This window comes from Runella sp. R5_40 (assembly GCF_057652295.1).
Map to the genome: position 1 here is coordinate 1 of NZ_JBYFCH010000001.1, position 25,932 is coordinate 25,932.

The window sequence follows — 25,932 nt, forward strand, 5'->3', positions numbered from 1 at the left end:
GGTTGCTTGGTTGTTTTTGATGACATAACTTTGTAAAGTTACGCTTTTCGACTGTCCGTCTAAATAGGACCACTCCAGCTGCACTATTTTAATGACACTACTTCCTCTGGAACTCACACATCCATTAATTTCACAACTGGCATAATAAGTAGTGGTAGCAGTCAAAACAGGGGTTATAAAGGTAGGCCCTGAAGCCAATTTATTGCCATTAACTACAGCATCATACCAAGATACATTACCTCTACAATTAGCCACTGATAATGTCACCGACTGGTCGCTTCCAGTAACTATGTCCCCTATTATGGGTACTAAAGGGCCTGAATTTGCTGCGATAGCGGAAGATCTATAACTTATACACTCTCCTATTGTACAATCAACATAATAAATCGTCGTAATATCAAATGATGGGGTAGTAAAATCTTTTCCACTTCCTAAATGAACTCCCCCTTCCTGAGCCGTATACCAATTATAAGTACCTGAACAACCAGATGCTGTTAGATTAACACTTCCTAACCCACATCGACTGGCATTAGTAGTAGTTGGAGCAGGTGGTTCAATACAATTATCAGATAAAATATTAATAGCAAAATCAACTGCCAGCCCCGAACCTCTGTAATCACCTGGCAAATTACAAGCATCAATATTAGGACTAGGGTCAAGCATTACGCGTGCTCTTATAAGCGTATTTTTAATGGTATTAGTTGGTATTGTAATATTTCCATTAAAAGTCGACAAATCATTGTTTCCACTAAATGCAATTTCTTTGTTATCATCAAAATCACCATCATTATTATAGTCAATATAAATTTTAGCGTAAACAGAATTAGTCCATGTTGCAGTCAAGGTAAATTCATATGAATTTCCTGCTCTCAAATTAGTTTTTGATACGCAACTAGCATCTTCATAGTTTATAGCCGATGAACCCTCAGAAGGAAGTATACCCTTATAAGTAAACTCCCCTAAACTAAATTTCTTGATAGTGCAATCATAACTGGGGCCTTTTGTAGCTTGGACTAAACACGCAGATGCAGGAGAACCTGCTGAAGGAGGATATTTACCCAAAGAATTGACAAGACCCTTATTTGAATTTATTAGCGAATATCGCATTCGTTCTACTTGCTTAGGTGAGAAAAGTTCATTGCAAGAGTAGCTCATAATATTTTTCAATACAGGACCAAAAAAACGACCTGTACAAGGATTAATGGCACTTTGATTACAGTCGTCATCCCTTTTATGAGGTTCAGTATCACTTACTTGATCACCTTGATTTTCAGGGTCTGAATTTTCAGGACAAAATTGGCCGCCTCCATCACCTTGGAAGGTGTGATAAAGATTCATAATATGACCCATTTCATGAGCCCAAAAAGTACCATCATTCCCATTCACTGAATTGCTGGGCATAAACATATCATCAAAATAAAAAGCAAATCCACCATCTCCATTGATTTTATGCACTACTCTTATATTAATATAATGGCTTTTGGGCCAACTACTCAAATTTCTAAGCGAATATACAATACTACTGCCAATAGATAACCCATTAGATTCGTATTCTGATATAGTTCGGGTATCTATGCGAATAATACCATTGGTTGCCTGACAATCAGGAGTACGTGAAGCTAAAACAAATTGTATCTTAGTATCAGGAGTTATACCTTTATGTGAACCTTTAGCACGAAACACATCATTGATAGAAGCTAAAGTGGCTTGAATACTTTCAATTGACACATTAGAACCTGTACCAACTGGTTCCCCTAAATGATATATATGAAAAACAACAGGAATTGTATAAATAGTTGTTGTATCAGCGGAAGCTATTCTGGCTCTTTTATCATGAAAGTATTCTTGGTCAAATTCCAACAATTTTCTCTGTAATACTATGTCATTTTTCATTACTATATCTGTTCCGCACAGTGGAATAGATTTCTGAGAATATACCTTAATTCTACCTCCTAAAATTGCCAGTAAAATCAATATGCTTAACTTATTTTTTTTCATTTTGTGAATAGTTTAAATTTACGTTCCATTCAGGACTTTGTTGTATGAATATTTTTATGTAGTTAAAAATCTGATATTATTTGATAACTAACTAATTTACAGCACATTACTCAATTCATGCAACAAAGCCTCTGTTCAGAATAACATATAAATGCTAAATCTCTTCACATTATCCTTCTTCTAGCCAGTGGTAAAAACTGCCCATTGTGAAGCTGGATGTGGTCGCGGGCAACAGCCTTGATGTAACGGCGATTGACTAAGTACGACTTGTGGATGCGTACAAAACTGGGTTCGTTGAGCAAGAACTCATGAAAGCGCTTGAGCGGGAAGCTATATACGTCGCGATGGCCATTGTGGTAGTACACCATCGTATAATTACGCTCGGCTTCAAACAAAAAAACGTCGGCAAGTTTGTCTTTGTCAAATTGAAGAAATCGCATAAGGCTGGCGGTTGAGTATGTAGCTAAACTACATCAACCACCAACGGCGAGCAATTCAAAACCAGAATTTGGTAGTATTAGGCATAATTCGGTCGCTTTATAGCCTCATTCCTAGTCTTTTTCGCAATTCTCGGTCGGGTTGGCGAGCTACCTCCAGTGTTTCGCCATTGGTGAGAAACAACATACGCTCTTTGGGGTCATAGCTATTGACGTGCTTTAGGTTCACAATGTGGCTTTGATGAACCCGAAAAAATTGAGGATTTTCCGTCAAAAATTCATAATAGCCTATCAGTTCCATTCCAATAATTTCTTTGCCTCCTTTGAGATAAATCATCGTAACGGTAGCCGCCGACTTTAAATACAGAATATCATCGGGATTCACATTTTCCCATTTCCCCTTTGACGTACGGATAAAAAGGGGCGTATCGCTAAAATTTCGGGTCTTGACAAGGTTCATGAGTACTTCGTATTGAGCACGTAGCTGAACCACATTTTTGGCCTCGGCAAAAAGCGCAGCCCTTTCCACCGCCTCTACCAAAAGACGGTAGTCAATGGGCTTTTGGAGGCATTGCAAGGCGGCGTACTGCAGGGCCGAATACGCATAATTTTTCTCTTTGGCATGACCCGAAAAAAAAACCACCTGAAAAGAAAGCTCGTTTTCTTGTTTTAAGCGATCCAATAAATTGAAGCTGGTTTCGTGGGCATGAAACTCTACGTCAAGCAATACCAAATCGGGCTGAAACTGCTTGATTGCAATGTAGGCGTCTTCCAACGTCAACGCTTCGGCTACGACCGCAACCTGCGGGCAATGGTCTTCCACGAGGTGACGAATGAGTTCCAGCTGTTCTTGGCTATCTTCGGCAATGAGAGTGGTTAGTTTTTTCATAATCGGTCGTTCATTCGTATTGTTACGTGTGTTCCCCCTTCGGGACGGTCAATGGTGTGTATCTCAATGTAAAAACCAAGTTGGTTGAGTAATTGGACGCGATTTTTTACCAAATTTGTTCCTTCCGAACGGTGCGTCTGGTACGCATTGCGTCTTTTTTGCTCGGCCGCTTTGCGACCAATTCCATCGTCTTCGACTTCGCAGACCAACGTTTCGTCGGCATCCAACCAGAACCGTATCCATACGTTTCCTTTTCTTGAAAGCTCACCCAACACCCCGTGCTTGATAGCGTTTTCGACAAATGGCTGAATCAATAGCGGAGGAATACGATAAAAATCAGGGCTGAGTGATGATGGAACTTCAATGAAAACATCAAAACGGTCGCGGTATTGCAACTGCTCAAAATCGACGTACATCTGCAACAACTTAATCTCTTGCTCAAGGGTAATCATTCCTCGTTCCAGCGATTCGCGCGTTCCATCCAACGACAAAGAAGCCGACAAATAATTTCGCATCAAATCCCCTAACTTTACGATGTGTTCGTTGGCACGGGCAGTCTCTTGTTTATAGACCAATCCCTGCAACGTATTGAGTACATTAAAGATAAAATGCGGGTGCATTTGGGCTTGAGCGGTCTGTACTTCAAGCACTTTGACCAGTTGCTCCGTTTTGGCGGCTTTCTCGGCTTGCTCTCGCGCCGCCCGCTTTTCGCGACGTACTTGCTGTTGATTTTTCCGATAAATCACCCCACCCACAGCCAATAAACCAATCATTGCCAAAGAAGCATAATACGGAAAATACGGCGAATCCCAAGGCCATACCCGTACCGAAAAACGCAGCGTGGCTTCTTGGCTTTTATTCGTACCAGTCCCTCCCGTACGCGACTTCACTCGTACTTTGTATGTTCCCGAAGCCAAATGCACGAGCGTTGCGACGGGCTCTTCTTGCCAAGCCGACCACTCGTCCATGAGCCCTTCTACGAGGTAACTGTACTGAGACACAAAAGGCTTATCCTCCCCTACCGATTCGAACTCTAAGCGTACATTTCCTTCGCCAAACGGCAGTGCAAAAACGCTATCCGATAAGAACTGTAGAAATGGCAACCGCCGACCATTCAGTTTACTGATGTAGGTACGAAGTGGTTCTGGTTTAAAATTGATTTTTTCGGGGTCAATCACCGACAAAGCCGCTCCTCCAGTGAGCCAGATTTGGCCCTTCGAGTCGCGGTAAAACCCATTTTGTCCTGGCTCAATCGCGACAAAACCGTTATGATGATTAAAACATCGCAGCTCTACTTTTCGAGAAGCATACCATTTTTTTAAATTCAGGATGTACAAATTTCGTAACGACCCAATCAGTAAATAATCGTCATTGACTGGATAAATGGCATGTACAGGCTCTTTTAATTCGGGCGTAGATAAGCACCTAACGGTATCGCGTCGGTTATCCAAATAACAAAGCCCCTTGGTAAAAGTAGCGACCCAAAGCGTTTTTTTACGATCAAATTTCAAATCAAAAATCCCACGAGCTGCTAATTTTTGATTGTCGAATGAGTATTCTGTCCATTTTTCCTTGTCGCTATCGTACCTGCTGAGTATTCTTCCCCCTCCAAACCAATACACCCCTGCTTTTTCAAGTGCCATACTGAGTACGTATGGTTTGATATTCATCCCGTTTGTAGCATTGAGTGTCTTCGTACGAAAGGGAGGTTTATTTTCAAAAATTTGAACCGTTCCTTCCCCCCCTTGTAAAACTACGTTTCGGTCGGCATCTTCCAGCAACCCAAACGCAATCGAAGTCTTATTCGTTAGGGTGGGTCGTAAAAGAAGCTCCCACTTTTTTCCATCGTACCAAACGGCACCACTGCTATTTGGCAACCATAAATGCCCTAATTTATCCCGTAATGCCGCATAATACCACCCATCTTGTGAAGACGGACTATTGGTCACTTTCGCTGCTTTTAATTGGCTAATGATTTTTTCTGAATACCCTTTGACGTTTTCAAGTCGGTTTCCATCAAACTGCTGAATGGGGTTAGCAAAGTTCAAAAACCACATTCTTTTTTGGGCATCTTCTACCACCGACCATGCGTAAGGCACCTCACTTTCTGGGAAATACTTAATGCCATTTTGGACAATAAACACAAGCCCTTTTTCGGTACCTATCCAAGTTCCGTACGTAGAATAGGTAATAGTATTGTGATTAAATTCATTGGGAAACACCTGTGTTACTTTTTGGCTTTTAGCCTCCAGCAAATACGTCTTACCTTCAAACGTAAATAACCAATCAAACGGAACAATGTGAAGTACTTTCCATTTTTTATCAACTATTTGCAAAAATGCTTGCCAATTATTAGATCCAAATTCGGTTAAAAACTGCTCGTTTTGTCCACCGAATTGACGATGAATCACTGCTTGCCCTCCGCGAGAACGCAACCACGAATCTACAATACTCACTTTTTGAGGCAATTGGTAAATGGGAGTAAGCTGCTGGGAAGTAATTGCTACCAAACCCAAAGAATCAATATTGGCGATTAGTGCCTTTTTGGGAGCATCATAGATAAGTCGAGATAGCCTTTTGTTTTTAAGTGAAGGCCAATTGGCAGCAACCAGCGAATCGTTGATGTTGGTATATAACTCTCCCGTGGCGGTATTCAAGCAAAAAAGGTGATTTGCGTTGTCAATACATACATTCGAATAGCTAGCCTCGTCTTGTTTAAGCGCAACAAAAGTTCTGCCATCAAATCGCGAAATCATCGCATTGGATTCTATATAGAGGTAACCATCCTTCGTTTCTACCAATTTTTGAACGATATTTCCTATCGTTTTACCATTGGGGGCAAATCGCTCAAAACGTTCTCCATCAAATTTACACAAACCGTATTTTGTCCCAATCCAAAGGTACCCTCTACTATCGCGAAGAGTCGCCATCACTTGCAGCTGCGACAGGCCGTCTTGGGGGGTATAATGGAGAATAGGATAGTGCTGCGCAATGCACATTGATACAACAGCACTAAAGAAAATGAGTAAAACGATGCGCATATAAAAACAAGTCCAAGTGCTTGGTTAGAGCAGCCTCATCATTAGCCATGCCTAACTCCCCTGAACTCGTTTTCCAATATAGTTTTTCTTAACTACATATTACAATTATAACCCATAATTTGGTCGATTCTCAAAAAATCAGGTTAAAAGCCTACTACCCTTGGGATTTCTTAAACCCATAAGGGCAATGGCGGCAGCCGTTTTTGCAGCAGTAACCCCGCTTGAGATGATACGCCGCCGTGAATACAATGAAACCGTTTTCGTCGGTATAATAATCTTCTTTCTCTAACCCATGACGGCCAGAGGTAACTGTTGATTTTTGTGAAGAGGAAGGTTCGCGCACTTTTATAGATTTTTGGGCACAGTAGGTATGTAACCAATTGTGCCCAAAAATGTTTTTTACATTAATTCAACTTTAAACAATTCCTTGGATTTAATCCACACCCAGATGACGATAACCATCGTCAGACTTCCGCCCAAAAGCACCGACGGTACGGTTCCCATTACTTTGGCAAGCACTCCTGATTCAAACGCCCCAATCTCGTTGGACGAACTCACAAAGACACTATTGACCGAAATAACGCGTCCCCGCATGTGATCGGGCGGGACAACTTGCAAAATTGTTTGGCGAATGACGACGCTAATGGCATCAAACGCTCCCGTGAAAAACAACATCACGACCGATAACCAAAAGTGGGTTGAAACTGCAAAAACAAGCGTAGCTACCCCAAAACCTGCTACCGAAATAAGCATATTGCGCCATGCATGCCGAGCGGGAGGAAAGTACGCCGTCATAAAAATCGTCAAGACTGCCCCTACCGACGGCGCAGCACGTAAGATTCCGAGCCCTTCGGCGCCTACTTTTAAAATGTCTTCGGCAAAAACGGGCAATATCGCAATTACTCCCCCAAAAAGCACGGCTGCTAAATCGAGCGAAATGGAGTAGAGGAGAATTTTTTGTTGATATACAAATTGAATTCCTTCTTTGATGCTTTGCCACAAACTGACCGTTTCTTCTTCGGCAGCCCGCGGAATGGGCTTCTTGGAAATCAAAAGTAGCATTCCCTGCGTGATGGCCAAAATCACGACCACAACCCACAATGTATTTATCAATCCCAAATAAGCGTATAAAAATCCAGCTACGCCTGGGCCTGCAATGGCGCCTACTTGCCAAAAAGTCCCGCTCCACGTAGCAGCGTTTGAATATACTTCGCGAGGGGTTAAAAAGGCTTTCATCGACGACACGGCGGGTGAATAAAACCCTTTGGCAAAACCAATAACCGCCAAAATACCATAAACTGTCAGTAACAACGACGTCTGCGAAAGGTGGTTGCGGTTTTCGGGGTTCATCAACGCAATGAGCCCCAAAGAGCAAACCAAAATCACTGATTGGCTGATTTGCATGATGGTGCGCTTGTCTTTGCGGTCGGCATAATGGCCACCAAACAAGGCCAACGAAATGTAAGGAATGGCTTCGGCCAGCCCAATAAAACCTAATGAGAGTGGGTCGTGGGTAATTTTGTACAATTCATACCCAATCACCACTTCCTGAATCAAAAGCGCTGCCGTAATGAGGCTATTGGTGGTTATCAGGTTGACAAACTCTGGATAACGCAGCGCGGCGTAAGGATCGGTGGAGATAGTTTTCAACGTAAATTTTTTGGTTGATTAAGAAACGTACTCAAAAACTCAACCCAATTTGAGCGGGTAAAGTTGCTTGGGGTACTAAAAAAAAGCCCCCATCGACGATGGGGGACTTGTCAAATAAATGAAGGGTGGGCTAATAATCAGCTAATTGAGAAATTTCTTTTACTTTGTCGGCGAGTTGCGCTACTTTGCCAATCACAATGATGGCGGGCGAGCCGATTCCCTCGGCTTGGGCTAGTTGAAGTATATTTCCGACTTTCCCCGTGACAATTTTTTCGTCGGGACGGCTGCCATTTTGGATGATAGCTACGGGCAAATTTATCTTTCCTAACTGTGCAAACGTCTCTACGATTTCGGGAAGTTTGTGCATACCCATCAATACCACCACCGTAGCCGACGAACGCGCCGCCAACGACAAGTCGTTGGATAGGCTGTGGTCTTTGGTCGTGCCTGTAATCACCCAAAAACTCTCACTCATACCTCGGGTCGTGAGCGGAATCCCCGCCAAAGCAGGCACTGCATAGCTACTCGAAATCCCTGGCACTACCTCTACAGTAATGCCATGACGCTCCGCATATTCGAGTTCTTCGTAGCCACGACCAAAAATGAACGAATCACCACCTTTGAGGCGTACCACATGGCCGTATTGTTGGGCGTATTCGACAATCAGGTGATTAATAACGTCTTGGTTACAGCTGTGTTGGGCAAAACGCTTACCCACGTTGACAATCACGCAATCGGGTTTACAATACTCCAGCAGTTCGGTACTGGCTAAAGCGTCGTGTAACACTACATCAGCGCTTTTGAGGGCTTTGATGCCTTTTAAGGTGATTAATTCGGGATCACCTGGGCCTGCTCCAATGAGGGTGACTTTCATAAAACTAGCTGTCTTTTCCAAATTCTACCAACGATAACGCTGGCTCTTCTACTTCTTCCAATTGTGCTTGACGCAATTCGTTTACTTTGTTCAAAAACTGACCAGCAGCTTCCACAAACTGACGAGCAAAGGCTTCGCTTGGTTCGTTTTTGTTGATGCTAAATACCAGCTCTTTGAAACCACCTTCCGTCAAATGACCAAATTCTGCGCCAAAGTGCTCGTCAAAGTCGCGGATAATGCCGTACTGTGTATTGGTAGGCACGCCTTTGCTCACAAGCATGGCTTTCGCACCCGTTACAAACACGTTGTATGAATGATAAATAGCGTCGGCCCAAACGGCTTTTTCAAGGTTTTCGTAAGCCCAACCAAGTTTTTCTTGGGCTTCGATGAGCGTCGTCCCCACCAAGTCCACCAACACACTGGCACATTCTCCTACTCCGACTTCCGTTTGGAAAGGCTCTTCGTGGTCCCAATCAATGTAGTCGCTTGGCGTAGCGGTTGTCAAATCGGCCAACGGCTTCAACATCGCGTAGAAATATTTGTTTCCTTGGCGGAGGTAGTAATCATTGTAATACTCGCCTTCAAACGAATTGGCTTCGTAGTCTTGCAACAACAAACGCAGTGCCGCAGGGCCACGCTTGGTCGGCACTTTCACCACTTTATCGCCAATCATGCCTTCGTTCAATCCGTTGAATCCACCACCCAACAACACTTGCAAGGCTGGCAATACGAGTTTACCATTTTTGATGGAACTTCCGTGAAAACCGATATTGGCAGCGCTGTGCTGACCGCAGCCGTTCATACAACCGCTGATTTTGATTTTGATGTCGTTGTTGTAAATGATGTCAGGGAATTCTTCTTTCATCATAATTTCGAGCGCACGAGTAATACCATAGCTGCTCGAAATCGCCAAGTTACAGGTATCCGTTCCTGGACAAGTGGTGATGTCGGCGGTGGTATCAAAACCAGGCTCGGCCAATCCCAAATCACTCAATTGTTGATAAACCGTGGCCAAATCTTCTGCTTTTACAAAACGAAGCAAATAGCCTTGATTTACGGTAACGCGAATATCGTCAGCGGCGTATTGGCGCACAATGTCGGCCAATTTACGCGCTGTTGACGAGTGCATATCACCCAACAAAACGCGGAGCTGCACGGCGTACCAGCCTTTTTGTTTTTGTTCAAAAACGTTGGTTTGAAGCCATTTTGTATAGGTATCATAGGTCGAAGCCGCGATTAGTTCTTCTTTTGTCACTCCACCTTCACGCGTCGAAGTGTATAAGTCCGAACTCGCAAAGTCGAGCCCTTCTGGAAGGTATTCTTTGTTTTTGATGGATGTCCATTCTTCATTTACCCGCTTCAAAAACTCCTCTAAACCGATGTCAGCCAAAAGGAATTTCATCCGCGCTTTGTGACGGCGCACGCGCTCTCCGTAACGGTCGAATACGCGAATAACGGCCTCAATGAACGGTATAACGAATTTTTCTTCCAAAAACTCGTGCGCAGGTTTTGCCAAAAGCGGCTGTGCGCCTAGGCCACCACCAATCAACACCCGAAAGCCTTTGACTTCCTCGCCTTGCTCATTGAGACGTACGAGTGGAATCAAACCCACATCGTGCATAAAAGCATAGGCCGAGTCTTTTTCGGAAGATGACACCGCAATTTTAAACTTACGCCCCATGTCTTGGCAGATTGGGTTGCGCAGAAAATATTCAAAAATGCCGTGGGTAATCGGGGTAATGTCAAACGGTTCCAACGGATCAATTCCCGCACGCGCAGAACCTGTTACGTTACGAACAGTGTTACCACAAGCTTCGCGTAGGGTTATTTGCGCATCTTCCAAATCGGCCCACAAAGCTGGCGAGTCGGCCAACTTTACAAAGTGCAACTGAATATCTTGACGCGTAGTGGCGTGGAGATTTCCTGTGGCATATTTGTCAGAACAATCGGCAATTCGCACCAACTGATCGGCAGTAATACGACCATAAGGAAGTTTGATACGAATCATTTGTACCCCCGCTTGGCGTTGACCATACACCCCTCTTGCAAGGCGGAATTTACGAAAAGCCTCTTCGGGTACGTTTCCGCCGCTAAAAAAGCTGATTTTGCTTTCTAACTCAAGAATATCGCGGCGCGCGGCTTCGCTTATGTTTGATGTGAATTGGATGTTTGACATATCTATTAACACTTAAACTCTATCGAGTTAATATTTTAATTTATAAATTTTTAAAGGGATTTTACTCCCTTTAAAATAAGGTTTCCCTTTATTGGTGATACAAAGTACGGGCTTGCCGTGTTAATTTCCTAATAATAAGCCCAAAAACAACGAATAGGCAATAACCAAAGGTTATGATTAAAACTTCACGAGGCGTTTTCGGTCGGCATAATCTCCCAATTGCAAATCAATGAAATAATCGCCCGCAGGGTAAGTCCGAACGTTGATTGGCTGCACAAACGCATCGGTGTTCTTTTCAAACTCGGCTCGCCACACTTCCGCACCCGTGATACTTCGCAAGCGCAAGAGCACTTTTCCGCGCAATGAATTGGTAAATTTCACTTCTACCATGCCATCGGTTGGGTTAGGACTCAGCGTTAGTTCTTTGTCTGGCAAGGTTTCACTGCCCAAAATTTGAACATTACGAACATAAATTGTGGCACTTGCCGAGTCACGACACACATCCGAGCCTGAGCCTTTCACTAAATACGTCAGTGTACGGGTTGGGCGGGCGGTTACTTGAGGCCCCAGCGTTGAGCTGAGTCCTTCCGACGGCGACCAATTGATTACCCCTGCTCCCCGTGCTTGTAAAATAACAGCTTCACCAGGGTTAATAAATTGTGCCGATGCTTGTATCTGCACCGAAGGTTTCATCCCTACATCGGCAGTGATAGAATGAGCAATATTCAAACCTGTACGCACAATATAACGATCCCAACTACCACTTGAATTTCGCTCCCAAGAAGTGGCGTTAAGCGATTCGCCATCGCGGGTAGTGACAAGGGCTACGGTATCTCCCGCCACGTAATCAAACTCTACTCCAATCAAGAATGCGAGGTTATTTTGGCTTAAAAGGTTGATATTTTGGTCAAAAACTACCTTGGTTTCTCGGTTGTTTTTCACATCGTCCAAAATTTTACGCAACGGAATTTCTTTAACTGTCAACTCCGAACCTGGCCCTCCTTGAAAACCGCGGGCATTCCATACTTTAACCCGTACGACGCTTTCCGTTTCGGTACTTTTTGCGGCCTTGGCTACGCCAAATTTCAGGGTCGCACCTCGTAAGTTGGTGTATCCAAGCGGGTTTGAGTACAACTCTGCCACTGCTTGGGTTCGACGGCTATTTTGTCCTGCAATGTATCCCGTACCACCCGTTTGACGTAAGACAGTGCCTGTTCCAGAAAAATTGGTGACGGTAGCGCATAATCCCGCGTTTATTACTTCAACATATTCTGTTCGTACAAGTGGGGCTGACGTTCCTGCGGTGTTTGACACAGTGAGTGTTACCTTAAACTTACCCGCAGTCGTGTACGTTACCGTCGGATTTTGGCTCGTCGAAGTAGCGGGGTCACCTCCTTCAAACTCCCATTTCCAGGCGTTTGGAAAATTGGTAGAAAGATCCGTGAAACGTACTTGCCCACCTAGCAATACCGTACGGTTTTCAGCCACAAAATTGGGAATTGGGCTCCCCGATATGAGTTGACCACAGACGTTAGAAGTAAGCAAACTTGCCCGACGCGGACTAACCTCCATGACCGTTCGCATCCGTGTCTTTTGGTCTTTTGTAAAAATATTAAAACAACCGTCGTCCGAATAATCCATGTAGTTTTCGACCATGTTTGCTCCTCCGCAACTGATACGTCCTTTTTGACAGCCACGGCTTTCTGACGCTTGGGTTGGGGTATCGGCACAAAAGTCATCTCCACAAGCGGCATCTCCCCAAATGTGGCGAAGGCCCAGCCAGTGACCTGTTTCGTGCGTAAGTGTTCTGCCGAGGTTATAAGGTGCTCTCAATAGAGAAAAGCTACCTTTTTGAGAATTTCCAAAATTGGCGTAGTTAATCACAACCCCATCGGTACTGGCCGCCCCACCACCCGATGGAATCCCCGACAGTCCCGAACTACTTGGAAACTGGGCATATCCCAACAGGTTATCATCTTGTGCGGCAAAATCAAGCACCCAGATATTGTAATATTTGTTGGGATCCCACGAAGTAGTTGGTTTGAGCGAACCTTCAATGTCAGTACGTGCCCAACTTGTACGATTTCCATTGACCCGATCAATACCAGCCTCCGTCATTCGTTGGCCGTTGGGGTTAAATTGGGCCATACAAAACTCAATTTCGATGTCGGCTCCGCGGGCGTCATTATTAAAACCGTTGGTATTTACTCTTCGTCTAAAATCTTCATTAAGCGTCTCTATCTGCGACTGAATTTGCGCTTGGCTGATGTTTCTCCCCACTCCTACTGCTTCTCCGTTGTGAATCACGTGTACAACAACGGGGATGGTGATAATATCTGCCGCCCCTCTGCTAGATGCCATTTTGGACTTTAGCTCGACCATTTTGCGCTGTAAATCACGCTCAAAATCATCAAGGCTACCTTCGCTAGGGAATCGAAGTCGGCGTAGGCTGTCCATTTCCATGGTGGCACAGGGTTCGGGGCGCCGCTGTGCGTGGGCGGCAAAATTCGTTAGAATAGAAAGGGCAAAAATGTATAGTAACTGGCGCATAGTAATTGTACAAAATTGAGACGAGGCACTAAATTATTTCCCTGTGGATGTAAATTTAAAACGATAGCTCGCATCAACATCTCCGAAATAATACTCAAGAACCATTGTGTTTTCGGTCAATGTCTTTACGATAAACGGCAACTTAAAGCTGCCAAACAACCGAGGAATGCCCATTTCGAGCGTTGCATTGGCGCTCGTCAATTGCCACACATCTGTGATGAGAATATCTGGCTCCGTGGTACGGCATTTGGTTGCCCCGTTGGTGTATTCCATTTTCTTTTCTGCGTTTGCATAAAACACAAACTGGTCGTCGAGTTGACAAGCCTCAAGGACATCGCTTCCTGCCAAATCGAACGGGTCTTTTTCATCAACAATCGTAACCCCACTCAGCACCCACGTTTTCTTTTCAGTACCCGTGAGTAACTGAGAGTAAGTCAACGGCTTAGGATCTAACTTTTCGGTACACCCACTTAGCGCACCTATGATTATACCGACGAAGGTAATAAGCATACTTTTTTTCATCTCTATAAGGTGGTTATTGTGGGACGTAGTTTAATGGAATAATGACGTTTGTATCTTTTTTAGTGGCATAACTATATACCTTCATCTTAATATTCAGCGAGATTCGCTTATTGACAGGATTCCAAACCCCTGTTCCTGACAAAGTATCATACCCACTGGCAAATTGCGGAATCACCTGCTGCGGAATGGTCAGGGTATTATTTCCGTTGTCAATAAAATCGAGGGTTGGTTTTTCGGCTTGGAAACCTACGGGTGCCTCCCAGTTAAAAAACTGTTGAAAACCTATCAATCCAACGTTAATGTTGGAGATAGTATAACGTTTGCAATCCGTGCTTGAAATTTCAATATCGGCCAACTGATATGATTGGGTAGCGTTGACGGGCAATTGCCCCGTATAAAGCCCGTCCATCAAACAAGCATCCCGAATGGTGAACACCATTTTGTTGCCCATACCTCCTTTTCCAAAACCAACTTGTACTTTGTCGGCAGGCTTTACGGCCGTCAAAGCAAACTCAATGGTACTCGATTCGAGAATGTTATTGGCATTGTTGAGCAGATACAGGGTAATTTCACCAAAACTCTGGCCTACAGGAATAATCACTGTTCCTTTCGTGCCCTCGATGCGGTAATCTCTGCCTTCACGGGCAGTACCACCTACGGTATAACTGATGTTAATTGACTCATTGAGTACTGCCCCGCCATTGTGTACTTTGATTTTGATGGCTTTGGAATAACTTTCCTTGAAACTGAGGGCAGTGTCATTAAAAACCACAAAATTCCCTCCTTGGTAGGTGATCCGTTCTTCTTCACAGCTCGCCAGCCATAGCCCCGCCGATACCATCAGAAAAACAAAAATGACTGATTTTATGATTGAATAGTTAGATTTCATTTTCAGATTTTTAATTTACTTTTTTCGGTTTTACGGTTTACTGTTTCGGGTTTATCGTTTGCTGTTTCGGGTTTGCGGTTTGCTGTTTTGCCAATTTCAGTTTCGGGTTTGCCCTTTGCTATTTTGCCAATTTCAGTTTCGGGTTTATCGTTAATATGTTGTTTATTAAGTTTCTTTATAATTTACCCGCAGATTTTGGGTGATTAATTCGGCTAATGAGCTTATCTGCGCCAATCCGCGTTGAATTTTAATCTGCGTTTATCTGCGGGATAAAAAATATCATACTACTTTTCAAACAAGGTATTAATATTCTAAACTTCTAACCTCAAACAGGAAACATCAAACCTAATAACCAGGATTCTGCTGACCCGCCAAAGAGGGGTTTCGTTGAATTTCAGTTTGTGGTATTGGCCATAATTCATACTTGACGTTCCAATTGGTTGAAAAAGCCGACATCACAGCCTGCGCCCGCCCAGTACGCACAAGGTCGTACCAACGGTGACCTTCAAAAGACAACTCATAAACCCGTTCACGCTCGATAATACTCAGCATCTCGCTTTGCGTAGCCGTCGTAATCAACGGAGGTTTTGCACTGTCGGCCAACCCGTCACCAGCGCGGGTACGTAACCTGTTAATGTCGGCGATGGCCCCCGTTGTACCCGTAATTTTCCCCTGCTGCGCACGAGCTTCAGCCCGAATCAAGTACATTTCTCCCAAACGGAATATGACAAAATTGCGGTTGCTTTCATCGGCAGTTCCATACTTACGGAGTGTCCAACCATTGTCATTGCCTTTTTGTTTGGTAAAATCAAATACAAGGGTTTGGCTGCGGTTCCCCGATTCCCTTGACAACAACGAAACCACCACCTGATTGGAAGGAACCACTTCTCGACGACCTACAAAATAATTATTAATATCTCCCGAATAATCGTTGAGGGTATATCCAAATTCAAAGATAGACTCTTGGGTAAAATCCTTTGTTACCACGTCATTGTACGATACCAGCGAATAATTGGTTGAATTAATGAGAAGTGTCGCATACGCTTCTGCTTGCGCCCAGTTTTTTTGGTAGAGATAATAACGAGCCAATGCAGCACGGGCGGCGTTTTTGGTGGCGTATCCTGCAAACACGTTACGGTCTTGCGGGTCGCCATCGGGCAAATCAGCAAGCGCCGCTTGAAAATCTTCCAGCGCCCAAGTCAAAATCTCCTCTTTGGAAGCGCGTGGGATGGTACGGTTGGTAGCTAATGTCGTTGAAGTGACTTTGGGAATACCTCCGAAAGTATGCGCACCAATAAAATTGGCATAGCCTCGTAAGAATTTTGCTTCTGCCGTCAGTGCCTTCGCATCAGCCGCTCGCACACTCGCAATGGTTGGAAGGCGCTCAAGCACAAAATTGGCCAAATAAATCGAGCGAAACACACTCCCCCACAAAGCCCCAACAACCCCGTTGGAAGGGGTAATTTGTTTGGTACCCAGTTCTCGGTAATCCGTAAAAGTTCCTAGGTGAATAATGTTATCGGCCGTAAAATCGCCCGCTTGCACCGTAGGACTTCCAATGCTCCGTGCCGCCGAATACAACCCAATTCGTACCGAAGGCAAATCGCTGGCGGTAGTAAATACAATGTCGTCAATCAGCAAATCAACGGCAGGTGGGTCAAGAACCACCGTGTTACAGGCCGACATCAAAGCTGTTAGAAGGAATGCGTATGATAAACGTTTCATAAAATTCGGAAGATTAAAGCTGGTTAGAAATTTACGGTTACCCCACCCACAATCGTTTTCACTTGCGGTAACGTAAAGAAGTCGATACCTTGGGCGGCCGTCGAGCCATCGAGCGTACTTACTTCTGGGTCGGCGCCCGTGTAGCGCGTCAACGTCCAGAGGTTTGTACCCGTGGCGTACAAGCGTACCGTGCCAAGCTTAATTTTGCTTGTCCACTTGGCTGGAACCGTGTAACCAATGGCCACGTTCTTAAGACGCAAATACGAGCCATCTTCCACAAGGCGGCTACTTGAGTAACTGTTGTAAGTATTGTTATACTCATAACGAGGCACGTCTGTAATGTCACCTGCTTTCTGCCAACGGCGCAACGATGCCCGCGTTTGGTTCACCCGTAGGTCTGTGCCTGGGTTAAGCAAAAACGAATTTCCGTAGTTCATCACACTATTTCCGTACGAAAATTGAAGGAAAGCACTGACATCAAAGCCATTCCAAGAGAATGTGTTTGTCAAACCACCTATCAGTTTTGGCTGGGCGTTTCCAATCACTTGGGCGTCGTCGGTTGTAATTCGGCCATCGCCATTAAAATCTTCGTACAAGGCATCACCAGTAGCCACGTCCACCCCAAGGTATTTAAGCCCCCAAAACGTACCAAGTGGCTCACCTACTTTGATGACATTGGTAGCTCCTACGCCCGCCGCTGAGAAACCACGGTATAGCGGTTGTTCTGAAGCCAGTGATACCACCTTGTTATCATTTCGCGAAACGTTCAAATCAGTTGTCCAACGAAATGCACCATCAAAATTGACCGAACGTAAGGTAAACTCAAGCCCTCGGTTTGAGATGCTACCGATGTTCCCTTGAAGCGAGCCAAAGCCCGTAGTTGCAGGTAGTGGTTCGGCAAACAAAAGCGCATCGGTCAGGTTGTCATACACTTCGGCCGTGAAACTCAAGCGGCCTTTCCAAAACGCCACGTCCAAACCAATGTTGGCTTCTCGCGTTCGTTCCCATTGCAAATTAGGATTACTAAGGCTGTTAGGCCCTACTCCTGAGGAACCGTTGTAAGTAGTGGCGTCCCATGTTCCTAAAAATTGGTAGTTTCCGATGCGTTCGTTCCCTGTATATCCATAACTCGCCCGAAGTTTAATGTCTTCGATAAAGTCCACATCTTTCAAAAAGTTTTCCTCTTTCAAACGCCATCCTACCGAAGCCGATGGGAAGAAACCAAATTTGCGGTCTTGTCCAAAACGAGACGAACCATCGTAGCGAGCGGTGGCGCTAAACAAATATTTGTTTTTGTAATCGTATTTTATTTCTCCAAAACCAGATACTAAACCATTTTGAGCAAAAAACGAACTACCTGCATCTACTACCCCAGCGGATGAAATATAGGTAAACTCATCGCGAGGGAAAACACGTCCTTGCACTCCCGAGGTAAGACCTTGCGAATGCAGAAGCTCCCCTCCCACCAATCCACTAATGTGGTGATCTTCCGAAATGCTGGTGTTGTAGGTCAAAATGGTTGAATTTAAGAAGGTTGCTAACGAAGACGTTCCATACGCCCCGTATCCTTGTCCACCTACAGAAGGTAAGCTTCCGTAAAAGGTGCCAGTCGGGTTGTAGGTATCTTCTTGCGAACCGTTGTAATCCATGCTAAACTTGGTACGAAGGCGAAGGTTTGGCATGAAAGCATATTCGGCATTTACACCACCCAAAAACTTAATCCCGTACGTCAACTGACGCGGCAACAATGCCTCGGCGACGGGATTACCGTTAGGGAAGCCTTGGTAGTTGGGGTCGTTGGGGGTATAAAGTTTTGATTGCTCGTTGAAAGGTGCATAATATGGTAAGCTACGAAGTGCCGAACCATAGACCCCATCCACGGCATTGTCGCTAAACACACGGCGGTTTTTGGTACTCCCAATGCTTAGGTTCAGTCCAAACGAAAGTTTAGGAGACGCCTTATGATCAAGGTTAAAAGAACCCGTGTAACGCGCAAAGCGGTTGTTGAGCTGCACCCCTTCTTCGTCGCGGTAGCTACCACTCAAATAAAAGCGGGTACGGTCGTTGCCTCCCGAAGTAGAAAGTTGGTATTGTTGATAAATCCCTTTACGAAGTACTTCATCGACCCAATTGGTATTAACCGCATCCGTTACGCCAGGAATCAAGCCAAGGGCATCGGGATCAACCATGTCCTGAAAGCGCGTTTGTTTGGCGTTAAAATTGGCTACCGCTTCACGTTGAAGGGTCAAAATTTCGCTGGAGCTTAACAAATCTAGCCGCTTAACCACGTCCGAAACCCCACGCTGTACATCAAATGTAATATTGGTTTTTTGGTTGGCCTTGCCGCGTTTTGTCGTAATTAATACCACGCCATTGGCTCCTCTTGCGCCATAAATTGCCTTAGCTGAGGCGTCTTTAAGAACTTGAATGGACTCAACATCACTGGTGTTAAAAGCCGAAATCGCGTTGTCTTGCTGGCCTCCATAGCTAAATTGTGATACGGCTCCGTCATACACTGGAATGCCATCGACAATCATCAACGGGCGGTTGGAAGCATTAATTGAGGTATTCCCACGGATGACAACCTTGACCCCGCCCCCAGGTGTTCCAGACGCGGCCGATACGCGAACCCCCGCCGCTTGTCCTTGTAAGGCTTGGTCAATCCCCGAAACAGGCAAGTTTTTGAGGCGATCTCCTTTTACGGTTGTCATGGCACTAATGACATCCTTTTGTTGGGTGGTTGTGTAACCTGTCACCACGACTTCGTTAAGTTGGGTAGGGCTTTCGAGAAGTTCGACGTTGATGATGGTTCGGTTCGTGACCACCACCTCTTGACTGAGCATTCCGACAAACGAAAAAGCTAACGTTACTTTACCGTCGGGCACTACAATCCGATAACTACCCTCGGCATCTGTCGAAACCCCCGTGGTAGCGCCTTTGAGGGTAACGTTTACGCCTGGCAAAGGCTGCGCGTCGGTAGCAGAAGTGACCTTACCCGTTATCGTACGATTTTGGGCCCAGAGTGCTCCATAGAAGCCCAAGGTCATGCTTAAAATGAAGAAAGACTTGCGTAACAATTGATTCATGTAAACGTATTTTATAAATCAGGCGTTTCGGAAAAAAATTAGCTATTAGGTTAGAAAAAATATACGAATTGGGCTAATTGTCGGCGTTTTTGCGACTAGACAAACAAAGTCACTTTCAGTAAACAATTGATAATCAACAAAGTTTATCTAAAAACAAGCACCATCTTCGCTACGTGGCTTAGTTGCTGGCGAAAAGTTAGACAAAAAAGTCAGGCAAAAACAGGCTTATCCAAATTATTTGTACTTTTAAGAACGAAAGATTCTACTGAATGTTTTGCAAAGTACTGTATCTAATTTTGGGATAATTAACGACGGCTTTAAGATGGTTTGGTCAAAGTTGCTTTTATTCATATCGTTCTATCTTTGTGGGTTAGCAGCTCATTCTCAGGGACGTTTGTTCGTTTTTTATGATACCGAGTGTCCAATTTGCCAAAAAACGACCAAACGATTACAAGAAATGTACGATAAATATGGCCAAAACGTTGCGTTTACGGCCGTTTTTTCCACCAAGTCTCTTAAAAAGTCGGAAGTAAAAGCTTTTGCCAACGAATACCAATTTACATTGCCCTTCGTAATAGACCGAAAACATAAGCTGGTCGAACGGTATGACGCACGCACCACCCCCGAGGTTGTATTACTAAATGCACAAGGCCAAGAAGTGTATCGCGGGGCGGTTGACAACCAATTTTTTGGACTTGGGAAATACCGTCCTAAAACCACCGAATTTTATCTCCAAAATGCACTTGAAGCGCTTGTTTCAGGAAAACCTATCGTACCTCCTCGCACCGAAGCCGTAGGCTGCCTCATTAACCGTAAAAAAAGTAGCTGAAAGTTTTAGCCCCCGATACGCTGATAAAAAGGGACAACTTTGCACCTTTGCAGGGATTTTATAAACCATTCTTTCTGCTATGTCTATCATTAAAGTAGCCGCAGGCACCATCAACACCACTCCTTTAGCGTGGGAATCGAATCGTAAACACATCGTAAGTGCGATTGAAGACGCTCGCCGACAAGAGATTAGCTTGCTTTGCTTGCCCGAATTATGTATTACAGGCTACGGCTGCGACGATGCTTTTTACAGTGCAAATACCCTCACGCAGGCCATCGAAAGTTTGCACGAAATCGTTGCGCATACGGCTGGTATCGCCGTGGCAGTGGGACTTCCTTTGCGGTTTAATAACAAATTATATAACACGGCTTGTTTGATTGTCAACAAACGTATTCTTGGTTTTGCGGCAAAACAACACTTGCCCAACTACGGGCTTTTTTACGAAGACCGTTGGTTTCATCGTTGGCCTGCGGGCTTACGCGACGAGGTCAAAGTCGGTGATTTTCAATACCCTATTGGCGATTTGATTTTTGACTTATCGGGAATTCGGGTAGGTTTTGAAATTTGTGAAGATGCGTGGGTAGCTCAGCGCCCAGGCCGTTTGCACTTTGACCGAGGCGTTGACATCATCCTCAACCCTAGTGCCAGCCCCTTTGCTTTCCAAAAATTCATGACCCGCGAGCGGCTCGTTATTGACGGCTCTCGCTCGTTTTCGTGTAGTTATGTTTATACCAACTTACTGGGCAACGAAGCTGGCCGCCTTCTTTTTGACGGCGATGCCATGATTGCCAGCGATGGTACGTTGTTGGCTTCTAGCCCACGGTTTGGCTATGCCGATTATTACATTACTTCGGCGGTCATTGATACGGATGTCACCCGACTTTCTCATTCGCAAATAAAATCGCCCGTTGCTGGCGGCAATTGGAAAGTGACTGACACCTTCCAGTGGCACGAAGTAGCGCCCGCGTATCAAACAGCGGAGTTAGAGCCATTTGAGCGAGGCGGGTATTTAAAGGAAGAGGAGTTTGCGCGGGCAGTATGCTTGGCGTTGTTCGATTATTTGCGCAAATCCCGTTCGTATGGCTTTACAGTATCGCTTTCAGGAGGGGCCGATTCTTGTGCTTGCGTGGCATTGTGTGGTTTAATGATTCGTTTGGCGGATGAAAGTATTGGTCTTGAAGCGTTCAAACAAAAACTGGGGCATATCAAAAAAATTCAACAAGAAACAACCGTCGAGGGTATTGCCAAACAGTTGATTCATAGTATTTATCAAGGAACAGAAAACAGTTCTACCGATACCTACGAATCGGCGGCAAGTTTGGCCCAATCAATAGGCGCGACTTTCCACAACATTAATATAAATGGACTTGTAGAAACGTACAAAGGGCTTATTGAAGAGCAAATAGGTCGTGACCTTACGTGGGAGCAAGACGATATTCCGTTGCAAAATATCCAAGCGAGGGTACGTGCCCCGAGCGTGTGGCTGTTGGCCAATTTATACGGACACTTGTTGTTAGCAACTTCCAACCGTTCTGAAGTTGCCGTGGGGTATTGCACCATGGATGGGGACACGGCGGGGAGCATTAGCCCTATTGCGGGGATTGATAAATACTGGCTTCGTCAGTGGTTAGTGTGGCTCGAAACCATTGGTTGCCACGTCAAAGGGCATCATATTAAAGTGGAAGGTTTGCAAAAAGTAAACAGCTTGCAACCCACGGCCGAATTGCGTCCGAAAGAGCGAATGCAAACCGACGAGAAAGACCTGATGCCTTACGAGGTGTTAGATGCAATTGAGGAAGTAGCGATTCGAGACAAGAAGTCACCCGTTGACTGTTTCCGTAGCATGGAAGTTCGTTTTGCCGAAAAGTATTCTCGCGAAACGTTGTATGCGTCGGTGGACCGTTTCTTCAAATTATGGAGTCGAAATCAATGGAAACGAGAACGCTATGCCCCAGGATTCCACCTCGACGATTACAACCTCGACCCGCGCGCTTGGTGCCGCTTCCCGATTCTTTCGGGAGGGTTTGAGAAAGAACTCGAAGAGCTTAAAACCTATTTTGAAGGGAAGAATGCCAAAGCTCGTAAGGGGAAAATTGGGTTTTAGGTTAAATTTTAGAAAGTACAGTCAGATATGGGTTTTTATATTTTTTGCGACGAATCACTAAAATCGGGTAAAAAGTACTCGAATTTCTATGGTGGTGTACTCATAAGTAAAAGTGATTTTGAATGGGTCAAAAATGCCCTTTTGAGTAAAATGCAAGATTTGAACCTTGAGGATAGCGAGCTAAAATGGCAGAACATTAATGTCTTACGACTTGAACCTTACAAAATCATGATGGATGTTTTTTTTGAATTAGTGAAACAAGACATCGTCAAGGTAAGAATTATGTTTACAGATAACCGTTTAAAGCCAACAAAGCTTACAGAAAATCATAAAAACAAGCAGTACCATATTCTATATTATCATTTTCTCAAACATGCTTTTGGCCTCAAATATATACCTTCAGGGTCTATCACAGACCTTGAAATATTTTTTGATAACATTCCAGATAAAGAAGAGAAAAACAGAGAATTTAAGAGGTACGTTTTTGGATTGCAATTCCTTCCTGACTTCCAAGAGGCTAAAATTCAGATAAAGGAAGATTCTATTTACGAAGTGGACTCCAAAAACCATATTTTGATGCAATGTTTAGATGTAGTTTTGGGAGCTATGGCTTTTAGACTTAACGACATGCACAAAGAAAAACCTATTGGACAGTTAAAGCGCGGAAAACGTACGATAGCGAAAGAGAAGGTCTATCAGCACATTAATAAACTTATACGTGAAGTGAGACCTAACTTTAATATTGGAATGACGACGGGAATAGACGGGAATGTAACAAATAGATTTATACACTCGTATCGCCATTGGCTTTTTGTACCCAGCGAGTATGAATATGAAGGAGTATAAACGAAGAAAAGCCCCTAAAATCCTACCTAAAACGCTCACGTAGCACGTAAGTCTTCGGAATTTTAAAAGCTTTTCTGTCACAAATGTCGGTGATTTTGGCCGATTTATCAAAGAAGTTGATGATATTTTTTGTATCCTAAATACCAACCTTACAGCGAATATTTAACTACAATATGCAAACCCGCCTTACTCCAGCCCGAAAGCGAATTGCGCTTGTGGCACACGATAACAAAAAAGCCGAACTCATTGAATGGGCGGTGTACAACAAAGCCACGCTAGCACGCCATCAGTTATTTGGTACGGGCACGACGGGTCGCCTGCTCGAAGATGCCCTCGATGTCCACGTAACGCGCCTACTTAGTGGCCCGCTTGGCGGTGACCAGCAGATTGGGGCAATGATTGCCGAAGGTCGCTTGGATGTGCTTATTTTTTTCTGGGATCCTATGTCGGCTCAGCCGCACGACCCCGACATCAAAGCGCTTTTGCGTTTAGGAGTACTTTGGAACATTCCCATGGCTTGCGACCGCATCACGGCCGACTACGTTCTTACCTCTCCTCTTATGTACCAAGAATATGAAACCAACTTGCCCGACTACGACTCCTATCTTAAACGTAAGGTTTGAGGTACGGACGGAATTGGGTACTTTTGCCACAAATAGCTATTACTATGAAAATTTTGGTTCTTGATAATTACGACTCTTTCACCTACAACTTGGTGTATATCCTTCGTGAGTTGCACGATGACGTGGAAGTACACCGCAATGATAAAATTGCGCTGGAAGATGTAGCCAACTATGATAAAATTCTTCTTTCACCTGGCCCTGGCATTCCGTCAGAAGCAGGAATTTTACAAGATTTAGTGCGCACTTATGCCCCTACAAAGAGCATCATGGGGGTATGCTTAGGGCATCAAGGCATTGGGGAGGTATTTGGGGCAAGCCTTAACAATATGTCGGATGTCCTTCACGGCATTAGTGATAAAGCCATTGTCACAGATGCCAATGAGCCTTTGTTCAAGGGGCTTCCATCGTCGTTTCAAGTAGGGCGCTACCACTCATGGACGGTGGTGGGCGAAACCGTACCTGATACCATGACCATCACGGCCGTGGATGAAAATGGCCAAGTGATGGCACTTCGTCACAATACGTACGATGTGCGTGGGGTACAGTTTCACCCTGAGTCGGTGCTAACAGAGCACGGAAAACAAATGCTACAAAATTGGCTTGCTATTTAATCGTATGACTATTGATCAACTGTTCGATTCTTTTAACCAACTACGCGTACTGATTGTAGGAGATGTGATGTTGGATGCCTACGTGTGGGGAAAAGTAGAACGAATCTCGCCCGAAGCACCCGTTCCTGTGGTCGTGGCCCAACGCCGCGAATACCGCTTGGGAGGAGCAGGGAATGTAATTTTGAATATACACGCACTCGGCGCTGAGCCCATTATTTGCTCAGTAGTGGGTCAAGATACGGAAGGGCAAAATTTAGTGGGCGAATTGACAAAACGTCAGTTGCGTACCGACGGAATCTTACAAAGCCCCGACCGCATCACGACCATCAAAGAACGTATCATTGCGGGTTCGCAGCAGGTGGTTCGGGTGGACACCGAAACCGACAAGGTGATTACACTGGAAGAACAAGCGCAGCTGATTGAGAAAGCCAAAGCGTTATTGCCCGAATGCCACGTTGTGCTTTTTGAAGATTACGACAAAGGAGTTTTGTGCCCCAATGTCATCAAAGAAATTACGGATGCGGCCAACTTATTAGGGATTCCAACGGTGGTTGACCCTAAAAAGCGCAATTTCTTGGCCTACCAAAACGTCACTTTGTTCAAACCGAATCTAAAGGAGCTGAAAGAAGGGCTGAAAGTAGAGTTTGATGTACGCAACGAAGACGAACTGAAAGCTGTCGTAAAAAAACTCCGCTACGAACTCAACGCCAAAGGAGCATTTGTAACCCTCTCGGAGCGAGGCGTGTATATTGATTATTTGGATAAACAACACCGCAGCCCAGCACACCAACGCGAAATCGCGGACGTGTCGGGGGCAGGAGATACCGTAATTAGTATTGCAGCTTGTGCGGTAGCATTGGGGGTTGCTCCAGCGACAGTGGCGGAACTTTCCAACCTAGGCGGCGGGCTCGTTTGCGAACACGTGGGGGTAGTACCGATTGATAAAGAAATACTGAAAGCGGAGGCGAAGAAGAGTTTAGGGTAGAGAAAGTGTTACCCGCTGATTAACGCAGAATTTAAAGGCGCAGATGAACGCAGATAGTCAACTTCAGCGAAAATCAGCGTTTTTCTAATCTGCGAAT

The 25,932-nt window shown here is 44.8% G+C and carries 19 protein-coding genes; 6 read left to right on the plus strand and 13 right to left on the minus strand.

Translation table 11 applies throughout. The annotated features are described in order from the left end of the window. From AC23N5_RS00005 to AC23N5_RS00065, 13 genes are all read right to left on the minus strand, one after another. Positions 1-1,998, minus strand: a 1,998-nt coding sequence (locus tag AC23N5_RS00005) for an Ig-like domain-containing protein (RefSeq protein WP_487754033.1), incomplete at its 3' end; no start/stop codon positions are given. A gap of 164 nt (positions 1,999-2,162) precedes the next feature. Further along, entirely contained in the window at positions 2,163-2,438 is a 276-nt protein-coding gene (locus AC23N5_RS00010) for a LytR/AlgR family response regulator transcription factor (protein ID WP_487754034.1), read from the minus strand. Between the two features lie 97 nt (positions 2,439-2,535). Continuing rightward, positions 2,536-3,324, minus strand: coding sequence for a LytR/AlgR family response regulator transcription factor (locus AC23N5_RS00015; RefSeq protein ID WP_487754035.1), 789 nt, complete (start codon positions 3,322-3,324; stop codon positions 2,536-2,538). After that, the gene (locus AC23N5_RS00020; RefSeq protein WP_487754036.1) at positions 3,321-6,365 is read right to left on the minus strand and encodes a sensor histidine kinase; all 3,045 of its coding nucleotides are present in this window, start codon (positions 6,363-6,365) and stop codon (positions 3,321-3,323) included. Before AC23N5_RS00020 ends, AC23N5_RS00015 begins: the two co-directional genes overlap by 4 nt. Before the next feature lie 154 nt (positions 6,366-6,519). Next, the gene (locus tag AC23N5_RS00025; protein WP_487754037.1) at positions 6,520-6,708 is read right to left on the minus strand and encodes a C1orf53 family protein; all 189 of its coding nucleotides are present in this window, start codon (positions 6,706-6,708) and stop codon (positions 6,520-6,522) included. 56 nt (positions 6,709-6,764) lie between these two features. Beyond that, on the minus strand, positions 6,765-8,015 hold the full coding sequence (locus AC23N5_RS00030; RefSeq protein ID WP_487754038.1) for an MFS transporter: 1,251 nt from the start codon (positions 8,013-8,015) through the stop codon (positions 6,765-6,767). A gap of 130 nt (positions 8,016-8,145) precedes the next feature. Continuing rightward, positions 8,146-8,889: a uroporphyrinogen-III C-methyltransferase gene (cobA, locus tag AC23N5_RS00035; protein WP_183971969.1), complete on the minus strand. Its 744-nt coding sequence runs from the start codon at positions 8,887-8,889 to the stop codon at positions 8,146-8,148. Between the two features lie 4 nt (positions 8,890-8,893). Further along, positions 8,894-11,065 carry a nitrite reductase gene (locus AC23N5_RS00040; RefSeq protein WP_487754039.1) on the minus strand — a complete coding sequence of 724 codons (2,172 nt, stop codon included), beginning with the start codon at positions 11,063-11,065 and terminating at the stop codon, positions 8,894-8,896. Between the two features lie 177 nt (positions 11,066-11,242). Continuing rightward, a complete protein-coding gene (locus AC23N5_RS00045) occupies positions 11,243-13,615 on the minus strand; it encodes a M43 family zinc metalloprotease (protein WP_487754040.1) in 2,373 nt (790 codons plus the stop codon). A 33-nt stretch (positions 13,616-13,648) separates the two neighbouring features. Next, positions 13,649-14,137: a hypothetical protein gene (locus AC23N5_RS00050; RefSeq protein ID WP_487754041.1), complete on the minus strand. Its 489-nt coding sequence runs from the start codon at positions 14,135-14,137 to the stop codon at positions 13,649-13,651. Between the two features lie 13 nt (positions 14,138-14,150). Continuing rightward, positions 14,151-15,026, minus strand: coding sequence for a hypothetical protein (locus AC23N5_RS00055; protein ID WP_487754042.1), 876 nt, complete (start codon positions 15,024-15,026; stop codon positions 14,151-14,153). Between the two features lie 345 nt (positions 15,027-15,371). After that, entirely contained in the window at positions 15,372-16,751 is a 1,380-nt protein-coding gene (locus AC23N5_RS00060; protein ID WP_487754043.1) for a RagB/SusD family nutrient uptake outer membrane protein, read from the minus strand. A gap of 23 nt (positions 16,752-16,774) precedes the next feature. Continuing rightward, positions 16,775-19,837: a SusC/RagA family TonB-linked outer membrane protein gene (locus AC23N5_RS00065; RefSeq protein WP_487754044.1), complete on the minus strand. Its 3,063-nt coding sequence runs from the start codon at positions 19,835-19,837 to the stop codon at positions 16,775-16,777. Positions 19,838-20,159: 322 nt separating this feature from the next. On the opposite strand from AC23N5_RS00065, the gene AC23N5_RS00070 reads away from it, so the two are divergent. The 6 genes from AC23N5_RS00070 (at position 20,160) to AC23N5_RS00095 (ending at position 25,835) form a co-directional block, all read left to right on the plus strand. Then, a complete protein-coding gene (locus AC23N5_RS00070; RefSeq protein WP_487754045.1) occupies positions 20,160-20,666 on the plus strand; it encodes a thioredoxin fold domain-containing protein in 507 nt (168 codons plus the stop codon). Positions 20,667-20,745: 79 nt separating this feature from the next. Continuing rightward, on the plus strand, positions 20,746-22,770 hold the full coding sequence (gene nadE, locus AC23N5_RS00075) for an NAD(+) synthase (RefSeq protein ID WP_487754046.1): 2,025 nt from the start codon (positions 20,746-20,748) through the stop codon (positions 22,768-22,770). Positions 22,771-22,797: 27 nt separating this feature from the next. After that, on the plus strand, positions 22,798-23,616 hold the full coding sequence (locus AC23N5_RS00080; protein WP_487754047.1) for a DUF3800 domain-containing protein: 819 nt from the start codon (positions 22,798-22,800) through the stop codon (positions 23,614-23,616). Between the two features lie 173 nt (positions 23,617-23,789). Continuing rightward, positions 23,790-24,239 (plus strand): methylglyoxal synthase, encoded by a 450-nt coding sequence (locus AC23N5_RS00085; RefSeq protein ID WP_183971978.1) that lies wholly within the window; start codon positions 23,790-23,792, stop codon positions 24,237-24,239. 44 nt (positions 24,240-24,283) lie between these two features. Next, complete coding sequence (locus AC23N5_RS00090) at positions 24,284-24,850, plus strand: anthranilate synthase component II (RefSeq protein WP_028524277.1); 567 nt, start codon at positions 24,284-24,286, stop codon at positions 24,848-24,850. A 4-nt stretch (positions 24,851-24,854) separates the two neighbouring features. Beyond that, positions 24,855-25,835 (plus strand): bifunctional heptose 7-phosphate kinase/heptose 1-phosphate adenyltransferase, encoded by a 981-nt coding sequence (locus AC23N5_RS00095; protein ID WP_183971979.1) that lies wholly within the window; start codon positions 24,855-24,857, stop codon positions 25,833-25,835. The last annotated feature ends 97 nt before the right edge of the window (positions 25,836-25,932 follow it).